Raw genomic sequence first — 22,195 nt, 5'->3', positions numbered from 1 at the left:
CTTCGAACGAGGGCGAACTCCCGCCAGACGGTGTCCCGGGTCATCCGATCGAGCCGGATCACGATCGAATCGCCGAGTTCGGCAGCCTGAGCCGTCGATTCGGCAGTCTGCGCCGGTGATCACGGTGGGCCCCGTGGGGCTCGAACCCACGACCCGCGGATTAAAAGTCCGCTGCTCTGCCAACTGAGCTAGAGGCCCGCGTGACCACATTACCCGGTGCGCAGGCCCGGTTCGCGCTCGCTGGGGGCGCGCGAACGCGTCGGCCCGTGTGCCGTGCGTGCAATGCGGCGAGAGCGCGGAGGGACGACCTCGGGCGGGCGCCGAGGCCGAGCGGGTACCCTTGGCGGCAATGGCTTCCGACGACTCCTTCCACCGTCCGACCAAGTTCCCGCCGCACGTGTTCGACTCGTACCTGGGCGGCGAAGACCCCGCTCGGCTCAGCCGCATGGCCCACGACACGGCCGCGGCGCTCCTCGCACGCGTGCGTGAGGACCCCGACCCGCAGGTCGTCGCGCGTCTCATCTCGTACACCGACGAGCACGGCATCGACGCGATCGCCGAGCTGTGGGCGCAAGCCTCGGCGAAGAGCCTGCCCGGCGCGCTCTGGCGGGTCTACCTGCTGCGCACGCTCATCCGCCAAGATCCGCAGGGCGTCAGCCTCGGCTACCAGCGCGGAGCCGAGGTGTCGCACACGATCGACCAGGTCGTCGCGGGCGCCCCGGTTCCGGCCGGACCCGACGAGGTGCGCGAACTCGCCGACCGCATCCTGCACGGACTGTTCGTCGGCGACTTCGCCGTCGCGCTCGATCGGGCCGCCGCGTTCTGCCGGCTCGTCGGGGTGGGCTACACGAGCCTCGCCGACGACGCCGATGCGGCCGACCACGTGCATCCCGACCGTCCGCGCGAGTTGACCCAGCGTGCCCTGCGGCTCACGCAACTGGCCGACGAGTTCGCGGCCTGCGCGCGGCTGTGGCGGCGCGACGCGCTCGACTGAATCGGCTCGACGCGGTGTCGCCCGAGGCGAGCGTTCGGGACGCACGGAATACCGCACCGCCTCGCCTCGTTTACACTTGACGTGGCCGGCCGCAGTAACCCCGGGCTCCAATATTCGCCGCTCCGAGCGGCCTCGCGCCGAGAGGCGTTCCTGCGGCCGGCCTCCTCATGCCCTCGGCCGTTCGCGGTCGTCCGGGCGAGGCGGTGTCCACCCCGCCGACGAGCTCGCGAGGCGTTCGCCGGCCGACGACGAGTGCCGGCCGCCCCGCGGCATCCGCGTAGCATCGAGGCATGACCGTCACCCTGCTGCTCGAGCCGCTGCCCGCGGATGCCCGTGTCGACGACCTCGCGTCGACCTTTCGCGAGGTGCCGGCCGATGCCCCGGCCCTTCGCGTCGGCGAGCTCTCGACGCAACGCGGCGACGGCGTGTTCGAGACCATCTCGGTGACGAACGGGCATGCGCAGGAGAGCGGGCCGCACCTCGATCGGCTGCGCAACTCCGCCGTGATCTGCGAGCTGCCCGAGCCGAACCTCGCGCAGTGGCGCGCGGCCATCGCCCGAGCGGTCGAGCTGCTGCCCGCCACCGGGGAGTTCGCGTTGAAGCTCGTGCTGAGCCGTGGCGTCGAGCACGGCCCGGCGCCGACCGCGTGGCTGCACGCCGCGCCCGCCGCCGACTTCAGCCGCCCGCGCGAGCAGGGCATCAGCGTGGTCACGCTCGATCGCGGGTACGCGCACGACGCGGCCGCGAAGGCCCCGTGGCTGCTGCTCGGCGCGAAGACGCTCAGCTACGCCACGAACATGGCCGCGCTGCGGGAGGCGCACCGGCGCGGCGCCGACGACACGATCTTCATCTCGTCCGACGGGTTCGTCATGGAGGGGCCGACGTCGAGCGTGATCCTTCGGCACGGCGACGTCTACTCGACGCCCGCACCGTCGGGCGCGATCCTGCACGGCACCACGCAGATGAGCCTGTTCGACCATCTCGCCGAGACCGGGCGCGAGACCTCGTACCGCGACATCCGCACCGAGGAGCTCGGCACGGCCGACGCGATCTGGCTGGTCTCGAGCGTGCGCCTCGCGGCGGGCGTCACCGAGCTCGACGGCGCGGCGTTCCCGTTCGACCTCGAGACGACGCGCGCGTTCAACGCCTACCTCCTCGAACCGCGCGACTGAGCCGTGAGAGCGGTTGCACGCCCGGGGCGCCTCCGGGCGTCGATCGGCGTCCCCTGAACGGGGAATTGCGCGCGGGTGAATTCCCTCTCGACGCGCGTTTGTAAACGTTGCTAACATAACCGCACGCGATCAGTGAAGTGAGCGAGCGGAGGGCCGATGCAACCCATGGACGAGACTTCACGTACGGATCCACGTCACCGCTCGAACGTCGAGGCCTTCGAGAGTTCGAACGCCATCATCGAGCTGCTCGCGCGGCACCGGCTCGTGGTCGCGCCGCACGTCGCCTCGCGTCTCGGCCTCGGTCTCGGCGGTGACGCCGACGCGATCATCGAGGTCACGACCATGCTGCGTGCGGCCCAGCGACTGGGTCTCGCGGTGCTTCCCGACCCGCTCCCGCTCGTGCCGGCGATCACGGCAGCGGTCGAACCCCAGGGCGCCAACCTCGCGGCGTGGGAGCGTCAGGCGCTCGTCATCGCGGCGGTCTGCACCGACGATCGCATCGACGTGCTGCTCACGGCGTGCGGTCGCCCGATGGCCGAGTTCGTCGACGGACAACTGAGCCGGCACCTGCTGCTCGTGGCGGGTCACTTCGCCTTCGCCGACCCGCGCATGCGCGTCTGGGTGCACGCCGAGGCCTCGCTCGCCGAGCGCACCGCGGCGCACGGCTCGCTCGCGGAGGCGTACGTCGTGCTCGAGGTCGAGGAACACGTGGTCTGGCATCGTTCGCTCGCCACGCTCGAGGGGTCGCCCGACCTCGTCGCACCGCTGCTCGAGATCGCCGAACGGGCGGATGCCGCGGGCGAGGCCGAGCGTGCGCATGCCGTCGCCCGAGAGGCCGAGAGCCACGCCACGGGCGGCCAGGCCGTGATCGCCCGCCGGGTCGCCGGCATCGCCGCACTCCACGGCGGATTCGTCGAAGATGCGGAGCGCTGGCTCGGCGCCGTGCTGACCCACGGCGACGAGTGCAGCCGTGCGAACGTGCTGGGCGACTACCTGCTCGCGACCGCACTGCTGCGTGGCGACGTGGCCGAGCCCGAGCTCGACGCGCAGCTCGAGCAGGCCGAGTGTGCCGCGGCCCTCGGGGCCACGGTGGCGGCGTGCCACCTGCCCGCACTGGTCCGTGCGACGGCGATCGCAGCGGGGCTGCTCGCCGAGCGTGGGGCCGCGCAGCGCGCCGCCCGCCGTCTCGCACAGGCGCGAGCGCTCATCGAGCAGTACGGTCTGGCCGACGGAGAGTGGCTCGTCGGGCGCGCCTGGTGCGCGCTGTTCGCCGGCGACGCGTTCGCAGAGGTCGACCGCGCCGACGACGAGCAGGTCGCCGCGGCGTCCGCGCCCGATCCGCGGCGCGTCGCGTCGGAGCGCGCGGCCGACGGCACCGTGCTCGGCGGCCTGCACGCCGTCGCCATCGCGCTCGAGCTCGGGCTCGCGGGCGATCCGACCGCTGCGATGCGGTGGCTCGGCTCGCGGCGCGACGTTGCCCCGGATCCCCGCTCGACCGTCGCCGGCTTCGAACGCTCCGCACTGCTCCGGGCCGAGCGCGCCGTGGCCGTCGCACTGCTCGACCTCTGGGCGGGCGAGGTGCGGCGGGCCGCCGACGGATTGCGGCAGGCCGCGTGCGACCTGCCGATCGCCCTGACGTTCGGCGGCCTCGGGGCCGCCCTGGCGAGGCGCCTCGAACTCATCGGGACCGGCGAGATCGGGCCATGGGCTCGCGCCGTCGAGGCCAGCCTGCCGCAGTCCGCGTCCGGGGTGCGGCGCGAAGACCTCATCGATCGCGCGGTCGAGGCGCATCTGTTCGGCCGGCGCTCGGAGGCCGAGACCCTCGTGGCGCTCGCCGACGAGCGGGCCAGAGGCGGCTTCGGCTGCGGGCTGCACATCCCCGGCCTCGACGCCGCGGCCGAAGACGCCTCGACATCGAGAACCGCGGCCGGCCCCGGGGGCTTCGAGGCCGGCGGCGCCGGCATCGCGCGACGCCCGCCCGACGCTCGCCTCGCGAGCGAACTCCGGCACCGCATGCGCGGCATCGACCGGCGGGGCTTCGACGCCGAGTACGCGGCCGTCGCCGATCGCGCACGCGCCATCCGCTCGCCGTACGAGCGGGCTCGCACCGAGCTCATGCTCGCTCGAGCGTGCTCCGCCTTCGGCGCGGTCGACCGGGCCGGGAGGCACCTCGTCGCGGCCGAGCACCTGTTCGCCGACTGCGGGGCGGTCGGGTGGCTGCGCGCGGTGGCCGCAGAGCGCATCGCGCAGATCGCGGCCCGCCGTGGTGTCGCGGAGTACGGCGTCACCGCGTACGGCGTCGCCGCCTCGGGCATCCCGGCGTCGGGCGCGGGCGCGGGCGCGGCAGCCTCCGTCGACGTGGCCGGCGACGCCCGGATGCCGGCCGACCGGCCGCGGTCCGCCGCACCCCAGGCGCGGCCGGAGCGCCCCGCGCCCGCCACGACCGACGGTCGGTCGGCGCAGGAACGTGCCGTCGCGGCATCCGATCGGCTCGAAGACGACGAGGACGACGACGTGCTCGGCGAGTGCCGCAGCGCGTGGGCCGACGTGCTCACCGAACGCGAGCTCGAGGTCGCGATGCTCGTCGTCGAGGGCTGCTCGAACCGCGAGGCGGCGTCGCAGCTCTACGTGTCGGTGCGCACCGTCGAGGTGCACGTCGGGCGCGTCTTCACGAAGCTCGCGGTGCACTCCAGGGTCGAACTGACCGTGCTCGCGCACCGCATGCGCGGGCGCCTCTCGTCGTCACGTACGTAGTCCTGCGTATGCGTGGATCCGCTGATTCGCCGAGCCGCCCCGCGTCGTAGCGTCGGGCTGCCCGCGTCTGTGCGGGTCACCTCTCGACTCAGACAGGAACGACATGCGAACTCCCACTCTCACGCGCACGCGGTTCGTCACCGCGGTCGCCGGGGTCGGTCTGCTGCTGGCGGCGTTGATCCCCGCGGCGACCGCCAACGCGGCTGAAGCCTGCGCCCCCGCGTGGAACTCGACCACGCAGTACGTCGGCGGCGCGAAGGCGTCGTACCAGGGCGCCAACTACACCTCCAAGTGGTGGACCCAGGGCAACACCCCCGGTGCCGAGCAATGGGGGCCGTGGGCGAGCAACGGCGCGTGCGGCACGACGCCCGAGCCGACGCCGACCCCCACGCCCACACCGACTCCGACGCCGACGCCCACGCCGACCCCGACGCCGACCCCGACCCCGGAGCCCGGAACGGGCACCCCCTGGACCACGAACCCCGACGAGAAGTGCCGCCCCGACGGGCTCTACCAGACCCCCGGCGTCGACGTGCCCTACTGCACGATCTACGACGAGCAGGGCCGCGAGAAGCTGCCGAACGGGCTGAAGAACCGCGTCATCGGCTACTTCACGAGCTGGCGCACGGGCGTGAACGGCGCCCCCAAGTACCTCGCGAGCGACATCCCGTGGAAGAAGCTCAGCCACATCAACTACGCCTTCGCGCACATCGACGAGCAGGGCAAGGTCTCGGTCAACCAGACGGTCGCCGGCAACGCCGCGACCGACCTCACGTGGCCGGGCGTCGCGGGCGCCGAGATGGACCCGATGCTGCCCTACAAGGGGCACTTCAACCTGCTCACGAAGTACAAGAAGGCCAACCCGGGCGTGAAGGCGCTCGTCTCGGTCGGCGGCTGGGCCGAGACCGGCGGCTACTTCGATGCCGCCGGCGACCGCGTCGCCGACGGCGGCTTCTACACGATGACCGACTCGCAGGCCAAGATCGACGCGTTCGCCGATAGCGCGGTGCAGTTCATCCGCACGTACGGCTTCGAGGGCGTCGACATCGACTACGAGTACGCGAACAGCAACGGCAAGGCCGGAAGCCCCGACGACTTCGCGTTCTCCGAGCCCCGCCGCGCCAAGCTGTGGGCCGGCTACGAGTCGCTCATGAAGACGCTCCGCGAGAAGCTCGACCGCGCGGGTGCGGCCGACGGCAAGCACTACCTGCTGACCGTCGCGGCACCGGCATCCGGATGGCTGCTGCGCGGCGCCGAGGTCTATCAGGTGACCCCGTACCTCGACTACGTCAACATCATGAGCTACGACCTGCACGGCTCGTGGAACGACTACGTCGGCGGCAACGGCCCGCTCTTCGACGACGGCAACGACCCCGAGCTCGCGGCGGGCGGCGTGTACGGCGCGTACAGCAACATCGGCTACCTCAACACCGACTGGGCGTACCACTACTTCCGCGGTGCGATGCCGGCCGGTCGCATCAACGTCGGCCTGCCGTTCTACACCCGCGGCTGGGACGGCGTGCAGGGCGGCACCAACGGCCTCTACGGCAAGGCGCCGCTCGCCGACCAGACGAAGTGCCCGCCGGGCACGGGTCCGACCATCGGCGGCACCTCCAAGTGCGGCAACGGTGCGGTCGGCATCAACAACCTCTGGCACGACCTCGACAAGACCGGCGCCGAGGTCGGTGCGGGTGCGAACCCGATCTGGCACGTGCTGAACCTGCAGAAGGGCGTCGTCGGCGACTACACGTCGGCATACGGTGCGCCGTCGTCGATCACGGGCACGTACACCCACCACTTCGACTCGGTCACGAAGACCGAGTGGTGGTGGAACGCGACCACGAAGACCTTCCTCTCGGGCGACTCGAACCAGGCGATCGCGGCGAAGGCCGACTACATCGCCGACAACGGCATCGGCGGCGCCATGATCTGGGAGCTCGCGGGCGACTACTCGTACAACACCCAGAAGGGCCAGTACGAGATGGGCTCGACGCTCGTGTCGCTGCTGCACGACCGCTTCGCCGCGTCGACGCCGTACGACGCGACGAAGGCGAACGTGCCGATGCCCACGAAGGCGATCGACCTGCAGGTGAAGTTCGGCGACTTCGCGCTCGGCGACAGCAACTACCCGATCAACCCCAAGGTGACGTTCACGAACCGGTCGAAGACCGCGATCCCCGCGGGCTCGACGATCACGTTCGACACCGCGACGAGCGACACCGGCGCGATGGGCGAACAGAACGGCTGGGGCATCACCAAGGTCTCCAGCGACCACACGGGCTCGAACGTGGGCGGCCTGAAGGGCGACTTCCACACGTACACGATCAAGGTCCCGTCCAGCGGCATCCCCGCGGGCGGCAGCGTGTTCACGAAGCTCTCGTGGCGGCTGCCGATGACCGAGATCTCGAACCTGCGCGTGAAGGTCGGCACCGAGACCTTCGCGACGCTCTCCGACCTGCCGCGCGGCGTCACGGTCGTGGAGCCGGTCGCGGGCACGGGTGGCACCGGGGGCACCGGCGGCACGGGCACCTGCGGCGCGACCGCGTGGAGCGCCACGGCGATCTACACGGGCGGCCAGAAGGTCTCGTACAACGGGGCCGAGTACACGGCGAAGTGGTGGACCCAGGGCAACACGCCGGGCACCAACGACGTCTGGGGCACCGCGACGGCCTGCTGACCGCATCCGGGCGACGCCCTCCTCGTCGTCGTCCGGATGTCGCGGGCGGGGGCGCGTCCATCGTCCCCGCCCGTTCCACCTGCGTCCGACGCGGCGCCCCCGCGCCATGTCGGGTTCCCGGAGCCGAGTACGTAGTCCTACGTACTCGGCTCCCTCGCGTGCACGGCGAACGATGTGGATCGTGCGGACGCCGTGCCGCGGCATCCGCTCGTACCGTGACCTCGAGGGGCGCGACCGCGCCCGATCCTCCCTCGACGAAGGACACCATGCAGACACAGAGAAGCACGCGACGGGGCCTGCGCACGGCGCTCGCCGCCGTCGCCACCGGCGCGCTCGTCGCCGGGCTCGCCGCGGTCGGCTCGGCCCTGCCGGCCGCCGCCGCCCCCGAACAGGCTCCGAGTGCCGTGAACGGGTACCGCAACGTCGGCTACTTCGCCCAGTGGGGCGTCTACGGCCGCGCGTTCCAGGCCAAGCAGCTCGAGACGTCGGGCACGGCCGCCGACCTCACCCACATCAACTACTCGTTCGGCAACATCAACTACCAGACGCTCGAGTGCTTCATCGCGAACAAGGCGCAGGGCACGGGCCCCAACGGGTCCGACGGCGCCGGCGACGCGTGGGCGGACTTCGGCATGGGCTACACCGCGGCGAACTCGGTCGCGGGCACCGCCGACACGTGGGACCAGCCGCTCGCCGGATCGTTCAACCAGCTCAAGCAGCTGAAGGCGAAGCATCCCAAGCTCAAGGTCATGATCTCGCTCGGCGGCTGGACCTGGTCGAAGAACTTCTCGAAGGCCGCGGCGACGGATGCCTCGCGCAAGAAGTTCGTGAAGAGCTGCGTCGACCTGTACCTGCGCGGCAACCTGCCCGTGATCGACGGTCGGGGCGGCGCAGGTGCCGCCGCCGGCGTCTTCGATGGCATCGACATCGACTGGGAGTGGCCCGGATCGCCGAACGGCGAGGTCGGCAACTACGTCGACACCGCCAACGACAAGACGAACTTCACGCTGCTGCTGAAGGAGTTCCGCGCCCAGGTCGACGCACTGACCGCTGAGAACGGGCACCCGTACCAGCTCTCCGCCTTCCTCCCGGCGAACCCCGCCGACATCGCCTCGGGCGGCTGGAACGACCCCGAGAAGTTCCGCTACCTCGACTACGGCAACATCCAGGGCTACGACCTCCACGGCGCGTGGAACCCGACCCTCGTCGGCCACCAGGCGAACCTCTTCGACGACCCGGCCGACACCCGGGCGCCGGCGCAGCGCTTCAGCGTCGACAAGGCCGTCAAGGAGTACCTGAAGACCGGGATCGATCCGAAGCAGCTCGGCATCGGGCTCGCGGCCTACGGTCGCGGCTGGCAGGGCGCGAAGTCCTCGAACGCGTGGACGGCCGCGACGGATGCCGCGCCCGGAACATGGGAGAAGGGCAACGAGGACTACGACAAGCTGAAGACCCTCGGCACCGAGTACTACGACGCCGCGCTCGGCGCGGCATGGCGCTACGACGGCAACCAGTGGTGGAGCTACGACAGCGTCAAGTCGACCACCCGCAAGTCGCAGTACATCGTCGACCAGGGCCTCGGCGGCGGCATGTGGTGGGAGCTCGACGGCGACCGCAACGGCGACCTCGTCGGCACCCTCGCCGACAAGCTCCGCGCCGCCAAGAAGGGCCCGGCGAGCGACCCGGTCGGCAGCACGACGCCGACCACGCCGCCGACCACGCCGCCCACGACCCCGCCGACCAACCCGGGCGAGTGCGCCGCGGCGGCCTGGAACGCCGCGACGATCTACACCGGCGGCCAGAAGGTGTCGTACAACGGCTCCGAGTACGCGGCGAAGTGGTGGACGCAGGGCAACACGCCCGGCACCAACGACGTGTGGGGGCTCGTCGGAGCATGCTCCACGACGCCGCCCACGACCCCGCCGACGACGCCTCCGACCACTCCGCCCACGACGCCGCCGACGAACCCCGGCACCTGCACGGCGGCGGCCTGGTCCGCGGCGACGGCCTACAGCGGCGGTGCGGTCGTCAGCTACAGCGGCTCGACCTACAAGGCCAAGTGGTGGACGCAGAACAACACCCCCGGCGCCGAGCAGTGGGGCCCGTGGGAGAAGCAGGGCGCCTGCTGACCCCGCGGCGGCCGGCCTCGTAGCGCGAAGCGCATCACGAGAACGGCAGACCTCAAACACCGGATGCCCCCGGAGCGAGTTCGCTCCGGGGGCATCCGTCGTTCGACGCCGGCGTGTCAGACGCCGCGTGCGATCAACCGAAGCGACCGGAGACGTAGTCCTCGGTGGCCTTGACCGACGGGTTCGAGAACATCGTGGTGGTGTCGTCGTACTCGATGAGCTTGCCGGGCTTGCCGGTTCCGGCGATGTTGAAGAACGCGGTCTTGTCGCTCACGCGCGAGGCCTGCTGCATGTTGTGGGTCACGATCACGATCGTGTACTCCTGCTTGAGCTCCTCGATGAGGTCCTCGATCGCGAGCGTCGAGATCGGGTCGAGGGCCGAGCACGGCTCGTCCATGAGGATCACCTCGGGCGACACGGCGATCGTGCGCGCGATGCAGAGACGCTGCTGCTGGCCGCCCGACAGGCCCGAGCCCGGACGGTCGAGGCGATCCTTGACCTCGTTCCAGAGGTTCGCGCCCTGCAGCGACTTCTCGACGAGGTCGTCGGCGTCGGCCTTCGACATGCGCTTGTTGTTCAGGCGCACGCCCGCGAGCACGTTCTCCTTGATCGACATCGTCGGGAACGGGTTGGGACGCTGGAACACCATGCCCACCTGACGGCGGACGAGCACCGGGTCGACGGCGGAGTCGTAGAGGTTGTTGCCGTCGATGAGCACCTCGCCCTGCACACGGGCACCGGGGATGACCTCGTGCATGCGGTTCAGCGTGCGGAGGAAGGTCGACTTGCCGCAGCCGGACGGGCCGATGAAGGCCGTCACCGTGCGGGGCTCGATCTCGAGCGAGACGCCCTCGACCGCGAGGAAACTGCTGTAGTAGACGTTGAGGTCGTTGACTTCGATGCGCTTGGACACTGGGAGCTTCGCTTCTCTCTGGGCTCGGGTTGGATTCAGGTCTGGTCGTGCCGGGCGGTCAGCGGCCGGTCTTCGGCGAGAAGACCTTGGCCACGATGCGGGCGATGACGTTCAGGAGGGCGACGATGAGGATGAGCGTGAGCGCTCCGGCCCACGCGCGGTCGATGTAGGCCTGGGTGTCGGCGCCCTGGTTGGCGTACTGCGTGTAGACGAACACGGGCAGCGTCATCATCCGCTCGGCGAACAGGTTGTAGTTCATGCTCGTCGTGAAGCCGGCGATGATGAGCAGCGGCGCGGTCTCGCCGATGACGCGGGCGATCGAGATCATGATGCCCGTGATGATGCCGGCGATCGAGGTGGGCAGCACCACCTTGAGGATCGTGAGCCACTTCGGCACGCCGAGCGCGTAGGCGGCCTCGCGCAGCTCGTTCGGCACGAGCTTCAGCATCTCCTCGCTCGAGCGCACGACGACCGGGATCATCAGCACCGAGAGCGCGACCGATCCGCCGAATCCGAAGCGGATGCCGGGGTCGTCGGTGATGAGCGCGAACAACGCGAAGGCGAACAGGCCCGCGACGATCGACGGGATGCCGGTCATGACGTCGACGAAGAACGTGATGGCGTGCTTCAGCCGGCCGCGGCCGTACTCGACGAGGTAGATCGCCGTGAGGAGGCCGACCGGAACCGAGATGAGCGTGGCCATGCCGGTCACGAGCAGGGTGCCGACGATCGCGTGCAGCGCACCGCCGCCGGGGCCGACGACGTTGCGCATCGACTCGCTGAAGAACTGGATGTCGAAGCGCGGCAGTCCGTTGACGATCGTCGTGTAGGCGACCGAGATGAGCGGCAGCAGGGCGATGGTGAACGCGGTGGCCACGAGCGCGGTCACGAGTCGGTCGGACGCCTTGCGCGGCCCTTCGACGGCCCGCGAGAGCACCCAGATGACGACCACGTAGGCGACGACGCCGAGGAAGACCGACGCGACGATGTTGAAGTCGCTCCCGGCCGCCACCGCGATCATCGCGAAGACCAGGGACATCACGGCGATGCATCCGATGAGCACGTAGACCGCGGTGTAGCGGGGCAGCTTGCCCGCCGTGAGCGAGTTGGCGACCGGCGTGCCGACCGGCGACTTGGGGGGCGAGGTGAGGACGCTCATCAGTTCGCTCCCGAGAATTCCTTGCGCCGGTCGACGATGTACCGGGCGATCATGTTGACGGCGAGGGTGATCACGAAGAGGATCAGGCCCGTCGCGATGAGGATGTTGACCCCGACGCCGTGGGCCTCGGGGAAGTTCAGGGCGATGTTCGCCGCGATGGTGGTCGGGTTCTGCGACTGCAGCAGCGCGAACGAGATGATGGCCGCGGGGGAGAGCACCATGGCCACGACCATCGTCTCGCCGAGTGCGCGGCCGAGGCCGAGCATCGCGGCCGAGATGATGCCGGGGCGCCCGAACGGCAGCACGGCGAGCTTGATCATCTCCCAGCGGGTCGCGCCGAGTGCGAGCGCCGCCTCCTCGTGCAGCACCGGGGTCTGCAGGAAGACCTCACGGCAGAGCGCGGTGATGATCGGCAGGACCATGACCGCGAGCACCACGGCCACGGTGAGGATCGTGCGGCCGGTGCCCGAGACGGGGCCGGCGAAGAGCGGGAACCAGCCGAACCACTCGGTCAGCGTGGTGTAGAAGGGCTGCACGGCCGGGGCGAGCACCGAGATGCCCCACAGGCCGAAGACCACCGAGGGAACGGCGGCGAGCAGGTCGACCACGTAGCCGAGTCCCTGTGCGAGCCGGCGCGGGGCGTAGTGCGAGATGAACAGTGCGATGCCGAGCGCGATCGGGATCGCCATGATGAGGGCGAGGGCCGCAGCCCAGAGCGTGCCGAACACGAGCGGCCCGACGTACTGCCAGAAGTTGTCGGCGTCGCCCTTGAAGTCGGCCGACTCGGCCGTGAAGGCCGGCAGCGACTGAGCGACGAGGAAGATCGCCACTGCGGCGAGGGTGACGAGGATGAGGGTTCCAGCCACGACCGTCGCAGTTGAGAACACCCGGTCGCCGGGTCGAGGTTTCGCTGTGATCGCGGATGCCGGTGGGGCTGACGTCATGGCCGGGTCTTCCTGCGTTGATCGATGGGAACGGATGCGACGTACTGGCGGATGCCTGCGCGCCAAGCCTGCCCGACCCGGTCGCCACGCGCAATGGCGGGCGACCGGGCCGGGCAGCGGGTGCTACTTGACGGTCTCGAGTGCAGCCGAGACCTTGTCGGACAGCTCGGACGAGAGCGGTGCGGAACCGGCCTGCTCGGCGGCGACGGCCTGGCCGTCGGCGCTCGCGATGTAGCTGACGTACGACTTGACGAGCTCGCCCTGGGCGGCGTCGGCGTACTCCTGGCAGACGATCGCGTAGCTCACGAGCACGAGCGGGTAGTGCGACGGGTCGGTCGTGGTGCGGTCCAGCGCGATCGCGAGGTCGTTGGCCTCGCGGCCCTCGACCAGCGGCGACTCGGCGACGACGGCTGCGGCGGCCTCGGCCGTGTAGCCGACGAACTCCTCGCCGACCTTGATGTTCGCGACTCCGAGGTCTCCGGCGCGCGAAGCGTCGGCGTAGCCGATGGTGTTGACGCCGTTGGTGACGGCGTCGACGACGCCGGAGGTGCCCTGCGCGCCCTCACCGGTCTGGTACGGGAACGGGTCGGCCGGCTCGGCGTCCCACACGTCGGGAGCGGTCTGGAAGAGGTAGTCCGCGAAGTTCTTCGTGGTGCCCGAGTCGTCGGAGCGGTGCACGGCCGTGATGTTCGCGGCGGGCAGGGTCGCGTCGGGGTTCAGCGCGACGATCGCGGGGTCGTTCCAGGTGGTGATCTCGCCCTTGAAGATCTTCGCGATCGTGGCCGAGTCGAGGTTGAGCTCGTCGACGCCCTCGATGTTGAAGATGAGCGCGATCGGGGAGATGTAGACCGGGAGGTCGATCGCCTTGGTGTCGGGAGCGCAGGAGCCGAATTCGCCCGCGAGCTCCTCGTCCTTCAGGTACGAGTCGGAGCCGGCGAAGTCGACGCCGCCCGCGATGAAGGATTCGCGACCCGCGCCGGAGCCCGAGGGGTCGTAGTTGATCGTGACGCCGGTGTTGGCGGTCTGGAACGCTGCGATCCAGGCCTCCTGGGCGCTGCCCTGCGACGAGGCGCCGGCTGCGTTGATGGTGCCCGAGAGCGTCGATGCCGACTCTTCGGGAGCGGCGGCGCCGCCTTCGTTCGTGGCGCAGGAGCTGAGCGCGAGCGCAGCCGTGACGGCGACGACGGCGGGCAGGCCGAAACGCTTGAGGTTCACGTGAGGTTCCCTTCCGGGGATTGTGTGCAGGTTGGGGCCGGGTGCCGACCCGCCTGCGAGGCTATGCAGCCCGCCTTACGAGCTTGCGCCACAGCGGTGAACGGAAGGTGAACGACCGCTGTCCGGTGCGGAAGACCCGCGGAATCCCGCGGATCTTCCGCCCGCCCGCAGTGCCTCCGGGGTTGGAAGGGAGCCGGGGTCAGACCCTCGGCGCGTGCGTCTCGATCGCGATGACGCCGGAACCCGAGTTCGTCTTCGACACGTGCACGACGCTGAATCCGCCGGGCTCGAGCTCGGCGGCATCCGTCACGTACGAGCCGAGGGGCGTCGCCGTCGCGAGTGAGATCTCGCGGATGATCTCGGGCAGCACGGGGCCGTGGCTGCACACGACGGCCGAGCGGCCCGCACGGATGCGCTTGCCGATCACCCGGCGGATCTCGGCCTCGCCGGTCGCCCAGGCGTCTTCGCTGATGCCCGGCTTCAGCCTGACCTTCAGCGACCTGGCCGCCGACAGCGGGCGCACGGTCGTGACGCAGCGGATCGCGGGGCTCGAGAAGATGCGCTCGGGCCGCCAGGCCGCGAGCGTGTCGACCAGATCGGCGGCCTGCGTGACGCCGCGCGCGGCGAGCGGGCGCGCCGCGTCCTCGCCCTTCCAGCCGCTGCGCGCGAGCGCCTTGCCGTGGCGCACGAGCAGCAGGGCGAACGTGCTCGTCACGCCCTGGTCGACGAGTGCGGCGAAGTTCTCCAGGATCTCGACATCCGGGGCGTAGGTGAGGTAGCCGCGGGCGCGCTTGATGGTGACCCATTCGAGCGCGGCGACCTCGCCGTTGGGCTTGAAGGTCGAGTGCTGGAGGGCGTGGTCGCTGACCTCGCCCGCCCAGTAGTGCACGACCTTCTCGCGCCCGCTCGGCATCAGGTAGCGCGAGACTCCGAGGGGCACGCCGAGCGCGATCTCGAGCCCGGTCTCCTCCTGGATCTCGCGCACGGCGGTCTGGGGGAGCGTCTCGCCGGGGTCGACCTTGCCCTTGGGGATCGTGACGTCGCCATGCACGGTGCGGTGGATGAGCAGCACGTGCATGCGGCCGTCGATGATGCGCCAGCACACGGCGCCCGCCGCGTAGACCGCGGTCTCGGGGCTCATCGGCGAAGACCCGATCGACTGCGTGGGCCGATCTCGGCCATGAGCGAGGACTGCAGGTCCTCGAGCGGACGACCGGTCTCGTCGACCGCGTGCCTGGTCCAGGTGCCGTCGCCCTCGAGGTGCCACGAGCTCGTGCGGTCGTCCATGGCGCGATCGAAGTTCGCGCTGACGTCGGAGATGTGGCCGGGGTCGGTGAGGCGCACAAGCGCCTCGACGCGCCGATCGAGGTTGCGGTGCATCATGTCGGCCGAGCCGATGTAGATCTGCGGGTCGCCGCCGTTGACCACCGAGAAGATGCGCGAGTGCTCGAGGTAGCGGCCGAGGATCGAGCGCACGGTGATGTTCTCGCTGAGGCCGGGGACCCCGGGCCGGAGGCTGCAGATGCCGCGCACCCAGACCTCGACCTTGACCCCGGCGTTCGATGCCCGGTAGAGCGCGTCGATGATGGCCTCGTCGACGATCGAGTTCACCTTGACGCGGATGCCGGCCGGCTTGCCCGCCTTCGCGTTCGCGATCTCGTTGGCGATGAGCTTCAGGAGTCCCTTGCGCAGGTGCAGCGGTGCCACGAGCAGGCGCTTGAACTTCTTCTCGATGGCGTACCCCGACAGCTCGTTGAACAGGCGCGTCAGGTCCTTGCCGACCTGGTCGTCGGCCGTGAGCAGCCCGAGGTCCTCGTAGATGCGGCTGGTCTTCGGGTTGTAGTTGCCCGTTCCGATGTGGGAGTAGTGGCGCAGGGTGCCCTTCTCCTGGCGGATCACGAGCGCGAGCTTGCAGTGGGTCTTCAGGCCGACCAGTCCGTACACCACGTGCACGCCGGCCTTCTCGAGCTTGCGCGCCCACGTGATGTTGGCCTGCTCGTCGAAGCGGGCCTTGATCTCGACGAGCGCGAGCACCTGCTTGCCGGACTCCGCGGCGTCGATGAGCGCCTCGACGATGGGGCTGTCGCCCGAGGTGCGGTAGAGCGTCTGCTTGATGGCGAGCACGTCGGGGTCGGCCGCCGCCTGCTCGAGGAAGGCCTGCACGCTGGTCGCGAACGACTCGTAGGGGTGGTGCAGCAGCACGTCGCGCCGCGAGACGGCCTTGAAGATGTCGGCGCGGAGGTTGGTGTCGGACGGCTGCAGCTGCGCCGCGGTGACGGGCACGTGCGTCGGGTAGTGCAGCTCCGGCCGGTCGAGCCGCGACAGGTCGAACAGCCCGCCGAGGTCGAGCGGCGCGGGCAGTCGGTAGACCTCCTGCTCGGTCACGTCGAGCTCGCGCACGAGGAGCCCGAGGGTCACGTCGTCCATGTCGTCGGAGACCTCGAGACGGATGGGCGGGCCGAACCGTCGTCGGAGGAGCTCCTTCTCGAGCGCCTTGATCAGGTTCTCGGTCTCGTCCTCCTCGACCTCGACGTCTTCGTTGCGGGTGACGCGGAAGACGTGGTGCTCGAGGATCTCCATGCCGGGGAAGAGGTCGCCGAGATGGTTGGCGATCAGGTCTTCGAGGGTGATGTACCTGGCGTTCTCGATCGACTCGGTCGGATCGACGCGCACGAAGCGCGGGAGCATCTGCGGCACCTTGACGCGGGCGAACTCCTGGCGGCCGGTGCGCGAGTTGCGCACGCGCACCGAGAGGTTCAGCGAGAGCCCCGAGATGTAGGGGAACGGATGCGCCGGGTCGACCGCGAGCGGCATCAGCACCGGGAAGATCTGGCTCGAGAAGTAGTCCCGCAGGTGGTCTCGCGCATCGACGCCGAGGCGGTCCCATGTGACGACCTCGATGCCGCCCTCGGCGAGAGCCGGCTTCACGAGCTCCTGGTAGACGGCCGCGTGCCGGTTCTGGAGCTCATGGGCCTGCTTCGAGATGTCGCTCAGCACGTCGACGGGCGAACGGCCGACGTTGGTCGGCACCGCGAGGCCCGTGATGATGCGGCGCTTCAGGCCAGCGACGCGCACCATGAAGAACTCGTCGAGGTTCGAGGCGAAGATCGCGAGGAAGTTCGCGCGCTCGAGCACGGGCAGGGTGGGGTCCTCGGCGAGTTCGAGCACGCGCTTGTTGAAGGCCAGCCAGCTGAGCTCGCGGTCGAGGTAGCGCTCGGCCGGCAGGTCGGGGGCGCCTTCGATGTCGAATGGTTCGAAGTCGTCGTCGAAGTCGCTCGCCGTGCGGTCGCCGTCGAGGGCGCTGTCGGTGGTCATCCCCTCATAATGCCATTCACGGGGATTCGGGCGATGAACACCGTGTCAACGCGTCGTGACGGGAGCGCCTTCGTCGTCTTCGTGCACGTTGAAGCGGTAGCCCACGTTGCGGACGGTGCCGATGAGGCTGTCGAGATCGCCGAGCTTGGCCCGCAGGCGTCGCACGTGCACGTCGACCGTGCGCGTGCCGCCGAAGTAGTCGTAACCCCAGACCTCGCTGAGCAGCTGCTCGCGCGTGAACACCCGGGAGGGGTGCGCCGCGAGGAATCGCAGGAGTTCGAACTCCTTGTAGGTGAGGTCGAGCGTGCGACCGTGCACCTTCGCCGAATAGCTGGCCTCGTCGATCACGACGCCCGAGGTCTGGATGCGCTCGGAGGGCTGCGTCGCCGCAGCGCGACCGAGCGCGAGCCGGATGCGGGCGTCGACCTCTGCGGGGCCGGCGTGCTCGAGCACGACGTCGTCGACGCCCCAGTCGGGCGTGACCGCGGTGAGCCCGCCCTCGGTGACGATCAGCAGGAGCGGCGAGGACAGCCCCGTCGTTCGCAGGATCTGCGCGAGAGCCTTCGCCGCGGCGAGGTTCGTGCGGGCGTCGAGGAAGACGAGGTCTGCTTCGGGCGCTCTGACCAGCTGCTCAGGCGAAGCGGGGATGATCCGCATTCGGTGAGTCAGAAGTGAAAGCGCCGGAAGAACTTCTTCGTTAGCCGCCGGCGACAGGATCAGCAACTGCGCCACGCACACACTCCAGGAGTAAGGTTCGTCAATACTACGGGACACGACGTGCCCGAGGCCGACACGAAGAGGACGACATGCAGGCGGAGACCGATTCGAGGGGCGGATGGCTCGCCATCGGCGTCGTCTGGGCGATCGCGCTCGTCGGCTCCGTGGTCGTGATCTCGCTCGCATACGGCGGCACGACGGCCTGGCTGGGCGACACCGATGCGCTCGGCGTCTACGACGCGCTCGGGGTGGTGCTCGCGACGAGCGTGGTCGGAGCCCTCGTGGTGCAGCTCGCGACGCGGCGCCCCGCGGGCTACGTCGTGCGGGCGAGCGCCAGCGTCGGCGGTGCGGTCGTCGTCGTCGCGCTCGCGGCGCTCCTCGTCGCGCCGACCCTCGCGGCCTGAGGGCCGGCATCGCGAAGACCGGCCCATCGGCCGACACCGTTGGATCGAACGGATAGACTCTCAGCATGTCGCAGCTGCTCGCTCTCGAACTCCTCTTCATCGGTCTGCTCGGTCTCGCGAGCCTCGCGATCGCGTGGATCAGCGGCGTCGTGGTCTACAAGCTCTTCAAGGGCCAGCGCTAAGCGCTGGTGAAGGCGTGGCGATGATCGAGCTTCCGGTCGACCTGCCGGCAGAACTCGTCCCGCTCTCGTGGCTCCTCGGAGTCTGGGAGGGTTCGGGCGTCCTCGACTACAAGGTCGGCGACGAGAAGGTCACGTCCGAGTTCGGGCAGCGCATCAGCTTCAGCCACGACGGTCTTCCGCACCTGAACTACACGTCGTACACCTGGCTGTTCCCCGAGGAGCCCGACGGCGACCCCCGTCCGCTCGCGACCGAGACCGGCTACTGGCGCATCGCCCGCGAGCTCGCCGACGGCGACCCGGGTCCGGCGCTGCTGCCGAGCATCGGCGAGCCGCGGTTCCGCACGCCCGACGACGTCGAGGCGCTCCGCAACGCCGACGGCGGGTTCGACCTCGAGGTCTCGCTCGTGCATCCGGGCGGCGTCTCCGAGCTCTATCTCGGCGAGGTCAAGGGCCCCCGCATCGACCTCGCGACCGACGCCGTCATGCGCGGCGCGGGTGCGAAGGAGTACGCGGCCGCCACGCGCCTCTACGGGCTCGTCGAGAACCACCTCCTTTGGGCATGGGACATCGCGGCCCTCGGCCAAGACCTGAGAACCCACGCCTCCGCCCGTCTCGCGAAGGTCGACTGATGACCACCTCCCCGTTCCTCGGGCTGCCCGGTGCCGTGCCCGCCGAAGACGTCGACGACTCGGTCGCCGGCCCGGGCCACTACGGCAACCCGATCGTCGAGCAGCGCCACCTCGAGCGCGGCACCGCGATCGTCGACCTCTCCGACCGCGGCGTCGTCACCGTCGCCGGCCCCGACCGACTCTCCTGGCTGCACTCCATGGCCAGCCAGTCGTTCTCCGGGCTGCGTCCGGGCGACGGCATCGAGGCGCTCTTCCTCGACGCCTCCGGCCGCATCGAGCACGTCGTGCATGCGCTCGACGACGGCGAGACCACCTGGCTGATCGTCGAGGGGGCCGATGCTGCGCCGCTGGCGTCCTTCCTCGACCGCATGCGCTTCATGCTCCGCGTCGAGGTGGCCGACCGCTCCGACGAGTTCGCCGTGCTCGGCGCGATGTCCACGTCGGCACTCGACGCGGCCGTCCCGGCCGCCGCGCCCTCCGGCGTGGCGCTCGACTGGAACGACCCGTGGTCGACCCGCGTCCCCGGCACGCACCGGTATGCGCGCGACGCCGGGCATCCGGCATCCGACTGGCACTTCATCGAGCGCATCGTCGCTCGCGACGCGCTCGCCGAGGCCGCCGCGGCCGTGCGGGCGGGCCGGGTCGAGGTCGCAGGTTCGCTCGCCGCCGAGGCGCTCCGCATCGCCGCCTGGCGTCCGCGGCTCGCGACCGAGGTCGACGAGCGCAGCCTGCCGCACGAGCTCGACTGGCTGCAGAGCGCGGTCGACCTCGGCAAGGGCTGCTACAAGGGCCAGGAGACGGTGGCCAAGGTGCTGAACCTCGGTCGGCCGCCGCGGCGGCTCGTGCTGCTGCACCTCGACGGCAGCGACACCGTGCTGCCGGCGCCCGGCGACGAGGTCATCGGCGAGAAGGTGCGCCCCGAGCCGCTCCCCGGCGAGGCGCCCGAGCGGCGCGTCGTCGGCCACATCACCTCGAGCACCATGCACCACGAGCTCGGCCCGGTCGCGCTCGCGGTCATCAAGCGCCAGGTTCCGGCCGACCTCCCGCTCATCGTCGAGAGCCACGGCACGGATGTCGCGGCCGCCCAGGTCGAGATCGTCCCGGCCGACGCGGCCTCCGCCGTCGACGTGCCACGACTGCCTCGGCTCGGCGCCCGCCCCTGACGAGCGACCTCAGTCGAGCGGGGCGACGGCCGACCACGGCAGGGTCAGCTCGCCGAGTCGCGCACGGCGCGGGCCGCCGATGATCGGCCACCCCTCGTGGCGCAGGGTCGCGACGGTCGCGATCCACCGCTGCGACGGTCCGTAGACGGCCATCGCCGCGTGCGTGCGCCACGCCAGGTCGAGGTCGCCGAGCAGCGCGTGGATGGGCTCGCCCGGCACGTTGCGGTGGATGAGCGCCTTGGGCAGTCGCTCGGCGACGACCGATGGCAGTTCGAGGCCGGAACGGCGCAGGCTCACGGTGAAGGTGCGGGGCCCCGACTCGTCGAGGCCGACCCAGCTCGACACCCGACCGAGTTCGTCGCAGGTGCCCTCGACGAGCAGGCCGCCCGGCGCGAGCCTCGATCGCATCAACGCCCAGGCCGCGGCGACCTCCGTCTCGTCGTACTGCCGCAGTACGTTGAACGCGCGGATCACGGCGGGCCTGGCGCCGCCGGCGACCGGCACCTCGAACCCGCCGACGGCGAAGTCGACCCGGAGGTGCGCGGGGAAGTGGAGCTCGCCGGCGCGCACCCTGGCGAGCTGCTCGCGTGCGACGCGCACCCGCTCGGGTTCGATCTCGAGGCCGAGCACGTGCACGCCGGATCGCACGTGCGCCAGACGCGCGGCGAGCTCGAGCGTCGTGACGCCGCTCGCGCCGTAGCCGAGGTCGACGACGAACGGGTCGACGGCGTGCAGGAGCGCGGGGTGCGCCGCGATCCACCGGTCGACGCGGCGCAGCCGGTTCGTGTTCGTGGTGCCGCGGGTCACGGTGCCCACGCGCTGACCCGGTCGGAGATGCCCGGGTCGGAGCCGCCGGGGGTGGGGCGAGGCATCCGCGGGCATGGGTCAAGTCTGCCAGCCGCACACGGCCGCGGCATCCGCACGACCGGCGGCCGGGGCATCCGCTCAGGTGACGTCGATCGACGGGCGGCGAGGACGGAGGATGCCTCACGGCTAGGCTGGTGGCATGCCTCACACCCTCGTGCTGCTTCGCCACGGCAACAGCGAATGGAACCAGAAGAACCTCTTCACCGGATGGGTCGACGTTCGGCTCAGCGAACTCGGACGCACCGAGGCCGCCCGTGCGGGCGAACTCCTCGCCGAGTCGGGCCTGCTGCCCGACGTGCTGCACACCTCGGTGCTGACCCGCGCCATCCAGACCGCGAACATCGCGCTCGACGTCGCCGATCGCGCCTGGATCGACGTGCGTCGCACCTGGCGGCTCAACGAGCGCCACTACGGCGCCCTGCAGGGCCTCGACAAGGCCGAGACGCTCGAGAAGTACGGCCCCGAGCAGTTCCAGCTCTGGCGCCGTTCGTTCGACGTGCCCCCGCCCGTGCTCGCGGACGACGCCGAGTACTCGCAGGTGGGCGACGCCCGCTACGCCGGCCTCGCCGACGACGAGCTGCCCCGCACCGAGTGCCTGAAAGACGTCATCGACCGCATGCTGCCCTACTGGCACGACGGCATCGTGCCCGACCTGGCCGCGGGCAAGACCGTGCTCGTCACGGCCCACGGCAACTCGCTGCGCGCGCTGGTCAAGCACCTCGACGGCATCAGCGACGACGACATCGCCGAGCTGAACATCCCCACCGGCATCCCGCTGGTCTACGAGCTCGGCGACGACTTCACGCCGCTCGCTCCCGGCCGTTACCTCGACCCCGAGGCCGCCGCAGCCGGCGCCGCAGCGGTCGCCGCGCAGGGCAAGAAGTAGTCGGTCTCGGGCGGCGGCGCCGAACGCACGCCGCCGCCCGAGACGACCGAAGGGCCGGGGAGGAATCCCCGGCCC

17 protein-coding genes and 1 tRNA gene are annotated in these 22,195 nt (G+C 70.6%); 9 read left to right on the top strand and 9 right to left on the bottom strand.

The window, feature by feature from the left end; genetic code table 11:
- Window positions 1-125: 125 nt before the first annotated feature.
- A tRNA-Lys gene (locus GQR16_RS02375) sits at window positions 126-198 on the bottom strand.
- 151 nt (window positions 199-349) lie between these two features.
- Here GQR16_RS02375 and GQR16_RS02370 point away from each other — a divergent pair.
- The 5 genes from GQR16_RS02370 (at window position 350) to GQR16_RS02350 (ending at window position 9,726) form a co-directional block, all read left to right on the top strand.
- Window positions 350-994: a DNA-directed RNA polymerase subunit beta gene (locus tag GQR16_RS02370; RefSeq protein ID WP_157413519.1), complete on the top strand. Its 645-nt coding sequence runs from the start codon at window positions 350-352 to the stop codon at window positions 992-994.
- A 290-nt stretch (window positions 995-1,284) separates the two neighbouring features.
- A complete protein-coding gene (locus GQR16_RS02365; protein WP_157413518.1) occupies window positions 1,285-2,166 on the top strand; it encodes an aminodeoxychorismate lyase in 882 nt (293 codons plus the stop codon).
- 165 nt (window positions 2,167-2,331) lie between these two features.
- The gene (locus GQR16_RS02360; protein ID WP_157413517.1) at window positions 2,332-4,920 is read left to right on the top strand and encodes a helix-turn-helix transcriptional regulator; all 2,589 of its coding nucleotides are present in this window, start codon (window positions 2,332-2,334) and stop codon (window positions 4,918-4,920) included.
- A gap of 103 nt (window positions 4,921-5,023) precedes the next feature.
- Window positions 5,024-7,597, top strand: coding sequence for a glycosyl hydrolase family 18 protein (locus GQR16_RS02355; RefSeq protein ID WP_157413516.1), 2,574 nt, complete (start codon window positions 5,024-5,026; stop codon window positions 7,595-7,597).
- A gap of 266 nt (window positions 7,598-7,863) precedes the next feature.
- A complete protein-coding gene (locus tag GQR16_RS02350; RefSeq protein ID WP_170298396.1) occupies window positions 7,864-9,726 on the top strand; it encodes a glycosyl hydrolase family 18 protein in 1,863 nt (620 codons plus the stop codon).
- Window positions 9,727-9,859: 133 nt separating this feature from the next.
- On the opposite strand, the gene pstB is transcribed toward GQR16_RS02350, so the two are convergent.
- The 7 genes from pstB to GQR16_RS02315 form a co-directional block, all read right to left on the bottom strand.
- Complete coding sequence (gene pstB, locus GQR16_RS02345; protein WP_157413515.1) at window positions 9,860-10,639, bottom strand: phosphate ABC transporter ATP-binding protein PstB; 780 nt, start codon at window positions 10,637-10,639, stop codon at window positions 9,860-9,862.
- Between the two features lie 58 nt (window positions 10,640-10,697).
- On the bottom strand, window positions 10,698-11,798 hold the full coding sequence (gene pstA, locus GQR16_RS02340; protein ID WP_157413514.1) for a phosphate ABC transporter permease PstA: 1,101 nt from the start codon (window positions 11,796-11,798) through the stop codon (window positions 10,698-10,700).
- The gene (pstC, locus tag GQR16_RS02335; RefSeq protein ID WP_157413513.1) at window positions 11,798-12,742 is read right to left on the bottom strand and encodes a phosphate ABC transporter permease subunit PstC; all 945 of its coding nucleotides are present in this window, start codon (window positions 12,740-12,742) and stop codon (window positions 11,798-11,800) included. Before pstC ends, pstA begins: the two co-directional genes overlap by 1 nt.
- A gap of 123 nt (window positions 12,743-12,865) precedes the next feature.
- Window positions 12,866-13,957 (bottom strand): phosphate ABC transporter substrate-binding protein PstS, encoded by a 1,092-nt coding sequence (gene pstS / locus GQR16_RS02330; protein WP_157413512.1) that lies wholly within the window; start codon window positions 13,955-13,957, stop codon window positions 12,866-12,868.
- A 199-nt stretch (window positions 13,958-14,156) separates the two neighbouring features.
- Window positions 14,157-15,098, bottom strand: coding sequence for an NUDIX hydrolase (locus GQR16_RS02325; protein WP_157413511.1), 942 nt, complete (start codon window positions 15,096-15,098; stop codon window positions 14,157-14,159).
- Window positions 15,095-17,272, bottom strand: a complete 2,178-nt coding sequence (locus GQR16_RS02320; protein WP_157413510.1) for an RNA degradosome polyphosphate kinase — start codon at window positions 17,270-17,272, stop codon at window positions 15,095-15,097. Before GQR16_RS02320 ends, GQR16_RS02325 begins: the two co-directional genes overlap by 4 nt.
- A gap of 45 nt (window positions 17,273-17,317) precedes the next feature.
- Window positions 17,318-18,004 carry a response regulator transcription factor gene (locus tag GQR16_RS02315; protein WP_246200401.1) on the bottom strand — a complete coding sequence of 229 codons (687 nt, stop codon included), beginning with the start codon at window positions 18,002-18,004 and terminating at the stop codon, window positions 17,318-17,320.
- A gap of 74 nt (window positions 18,005-18,078) precedes the next feature.
- Between GQR16_RS02315 and GQR16_RS02310 the strand changes: the two genes are divergently transcribed.
- From GQR16_RS02310 to ygfZ, 3 genes are all read left to right on the top strand, one after another.
- Window positions 18,079-18,393: a hypothetical protein gene (locus tag GQR16_RS02310; protein WP_157413508.1), complete on the top strand. Its 315-nt coding sequence runs from the start codon at window positions 18,079-18,081 to the stop codon at window positions 18,391-18,393.
- Window positions 18,394-18,595: 202 nt separating this feature from the next.
- Window positions 18,596-19,204, top strand: a complete 609-nt coding sequence (locus GQR16_RS02305; RefSeq protein ID WP_157413507.1) for a nitrobindin family protein — start codon at window positions 18,596-18,598, stop codon at window positions 19,202-19,204.
- Window positions 19,204-20,367, top strand: coding sequence for a CAF17-like 4Fe-4S cluster assembly/insertion protein YgfZ (gene ygfZ, locus GQR16_RS02300; protein ID WP_157413506.1), 1,164 nt, complete (start codon window positions 19,204-19,206; stop codon window positions 20,365-20,367). Before GQR16_RS02305 ends, ygfZ begins: the two co-directional genes overlap by 1 nt.
- A 9-nt stretch (window positions 20,368-20,376) precedes the next feature.
- Here the strand turns inward: ygfZ and GQR16_RS02295 are convergent, their stop codons facing one another.
- The gene (locus tag GQR16_RS02295; RefSeq protein ID WP_157413505.1) at window positions 20,377-21,183 is read right to left on the bottom strand and encodes a class I SAM-dependent methyltransferase; all 807 of its coding nucleotides are present in this window, start codon (window positions 21,181-21,183) and stop codon (window positions 20,377-20,379) included.
- Between the two features lie 190 nt (window positions 21,184-21,373).
- On the opposite strand from GQR16_RS02295, the gene GQR16_RS02290 reads away from it, so the two are divergent.
- Window positions 21,374-22,120 (top strand): phosphoglyceromutase, encoded by a 747-nt coding sequence (locus GQR16_RS02290; protein WP_157413504.1) that lies wholly within the window; start codon window positions 21,374-21,376, stop codon window positions 22,118-22,120.
- Window positions 22,121-22,195: the final 75 nt, after the last annotated feature.

This window comes from Agromyces allii (assembly GCF_009749385.1).
GTDB classification, from domain to species: domain Bacteria; phylum Actinomycetota; class Actinomycetes; order Actinomycetales; family Microbacteriaceae; genus Agromyces; species Agromyces allii.
The sequence above is the reverse complement of the archived record's forward strand: the minus strand, read 5'-3'. Positions and strand labels throughout refer to the sequence as shown.

Excerpts from the sequence above, each read along its gene's own strand:
- GQR16_RS02365 (WP_157413518.1), top strand. The coding sequence starts at position 1,285 with ATGACCGTCACCCTGCTGCTCGAGCCGCTGCCCGCGGATGCCCGTGTC.
- GQR16_RS02305 (WP_157413507.1), top strand. The coding sequence starts at position 18,596 with ATGATCGAGCTTCCGGTCGACCTGCCGGCAGAACTCGTCCCGCTCTCG.
- GQR16_RS02290 (WP_157413504.1), top strand. The coding sequence starts at position 21,374 with ATGCCTCACACCCTCGTGCTGCTTCGCCACGGCAACAGCGAATGGAAC.
- ygfZ (WP_157413506.1), top strand. The coding sequence starts at position 19,204 with ATGACCACCTCCCCGTTCCTCGGGCTGCCCGGTGCCGTGCCCGCCGAA.
- GQR16_RS02350 (WP_170298396.1), top strand. The coding sequence starts at position 7,864 with ATGCAGACACAGAGAAGCACGCGACGGGGCCTGCGCACGGCGCTCGCC.
- GQR16_RS02325 (WP_157413511.1), bottom strand. The coding sequence starts at position 15,098 with ATGAGCCCCGAGACCGCGGTCTACGCGGCGGGCGCCGTGTGCTGGCGC.
- pstC (WP_157413513.1), bottom strand. The coding sequence starts at position 12,742 with ATGACGTCAGCCCCACCGGCATCCGCGATCACAGCGAAACCTCGACCC.
- GQR16_RS02355 (WP_157413516.1), top strand. The coding sequence starts at position 5,024 with ATGCGAACTCCCACTCTCACGCGCACGCGGTTCGTCACCGCGGTCGCC.
- pstA (WP_157413514.1), bottom strand. The coding sequence starts at position 11,798 with ATGAGCGTCCTCACCTCGCCCCCCAAGTCGCCGGTCGGCACGCCGGTC.
- GQR16_RS02360 (WP_157413517.1), top strand. The coding sequence starts at position 2,332 with ATGGACGAGACTTCACGTACGGATCCACGTCACCGCTCGAACGTCGAG.
- GQR16_RS02310 (WP_157413508.1), top strand. The coding sequence starts at position 18,079 with ATGCAGGCGGAGACCGATTCGAGGGGCGGATGGCTCGCCATCGGCGTC.
- GQR16_RS02320 (WP_157413510.1), bottom strand. The coding sequence starts at position 17,272 with ATGACCACCGACAGCGCCCTCGACGGCGACCGCACGGCGAGCGACTTC.
- GQR16_RS02370 (WP_157413519.1), top strand. The coding sequence starts at position 350 with ATGGCTTCCGACGACTCCTTCCACCGTCCGACCAAGTTCCCGCCGCAC.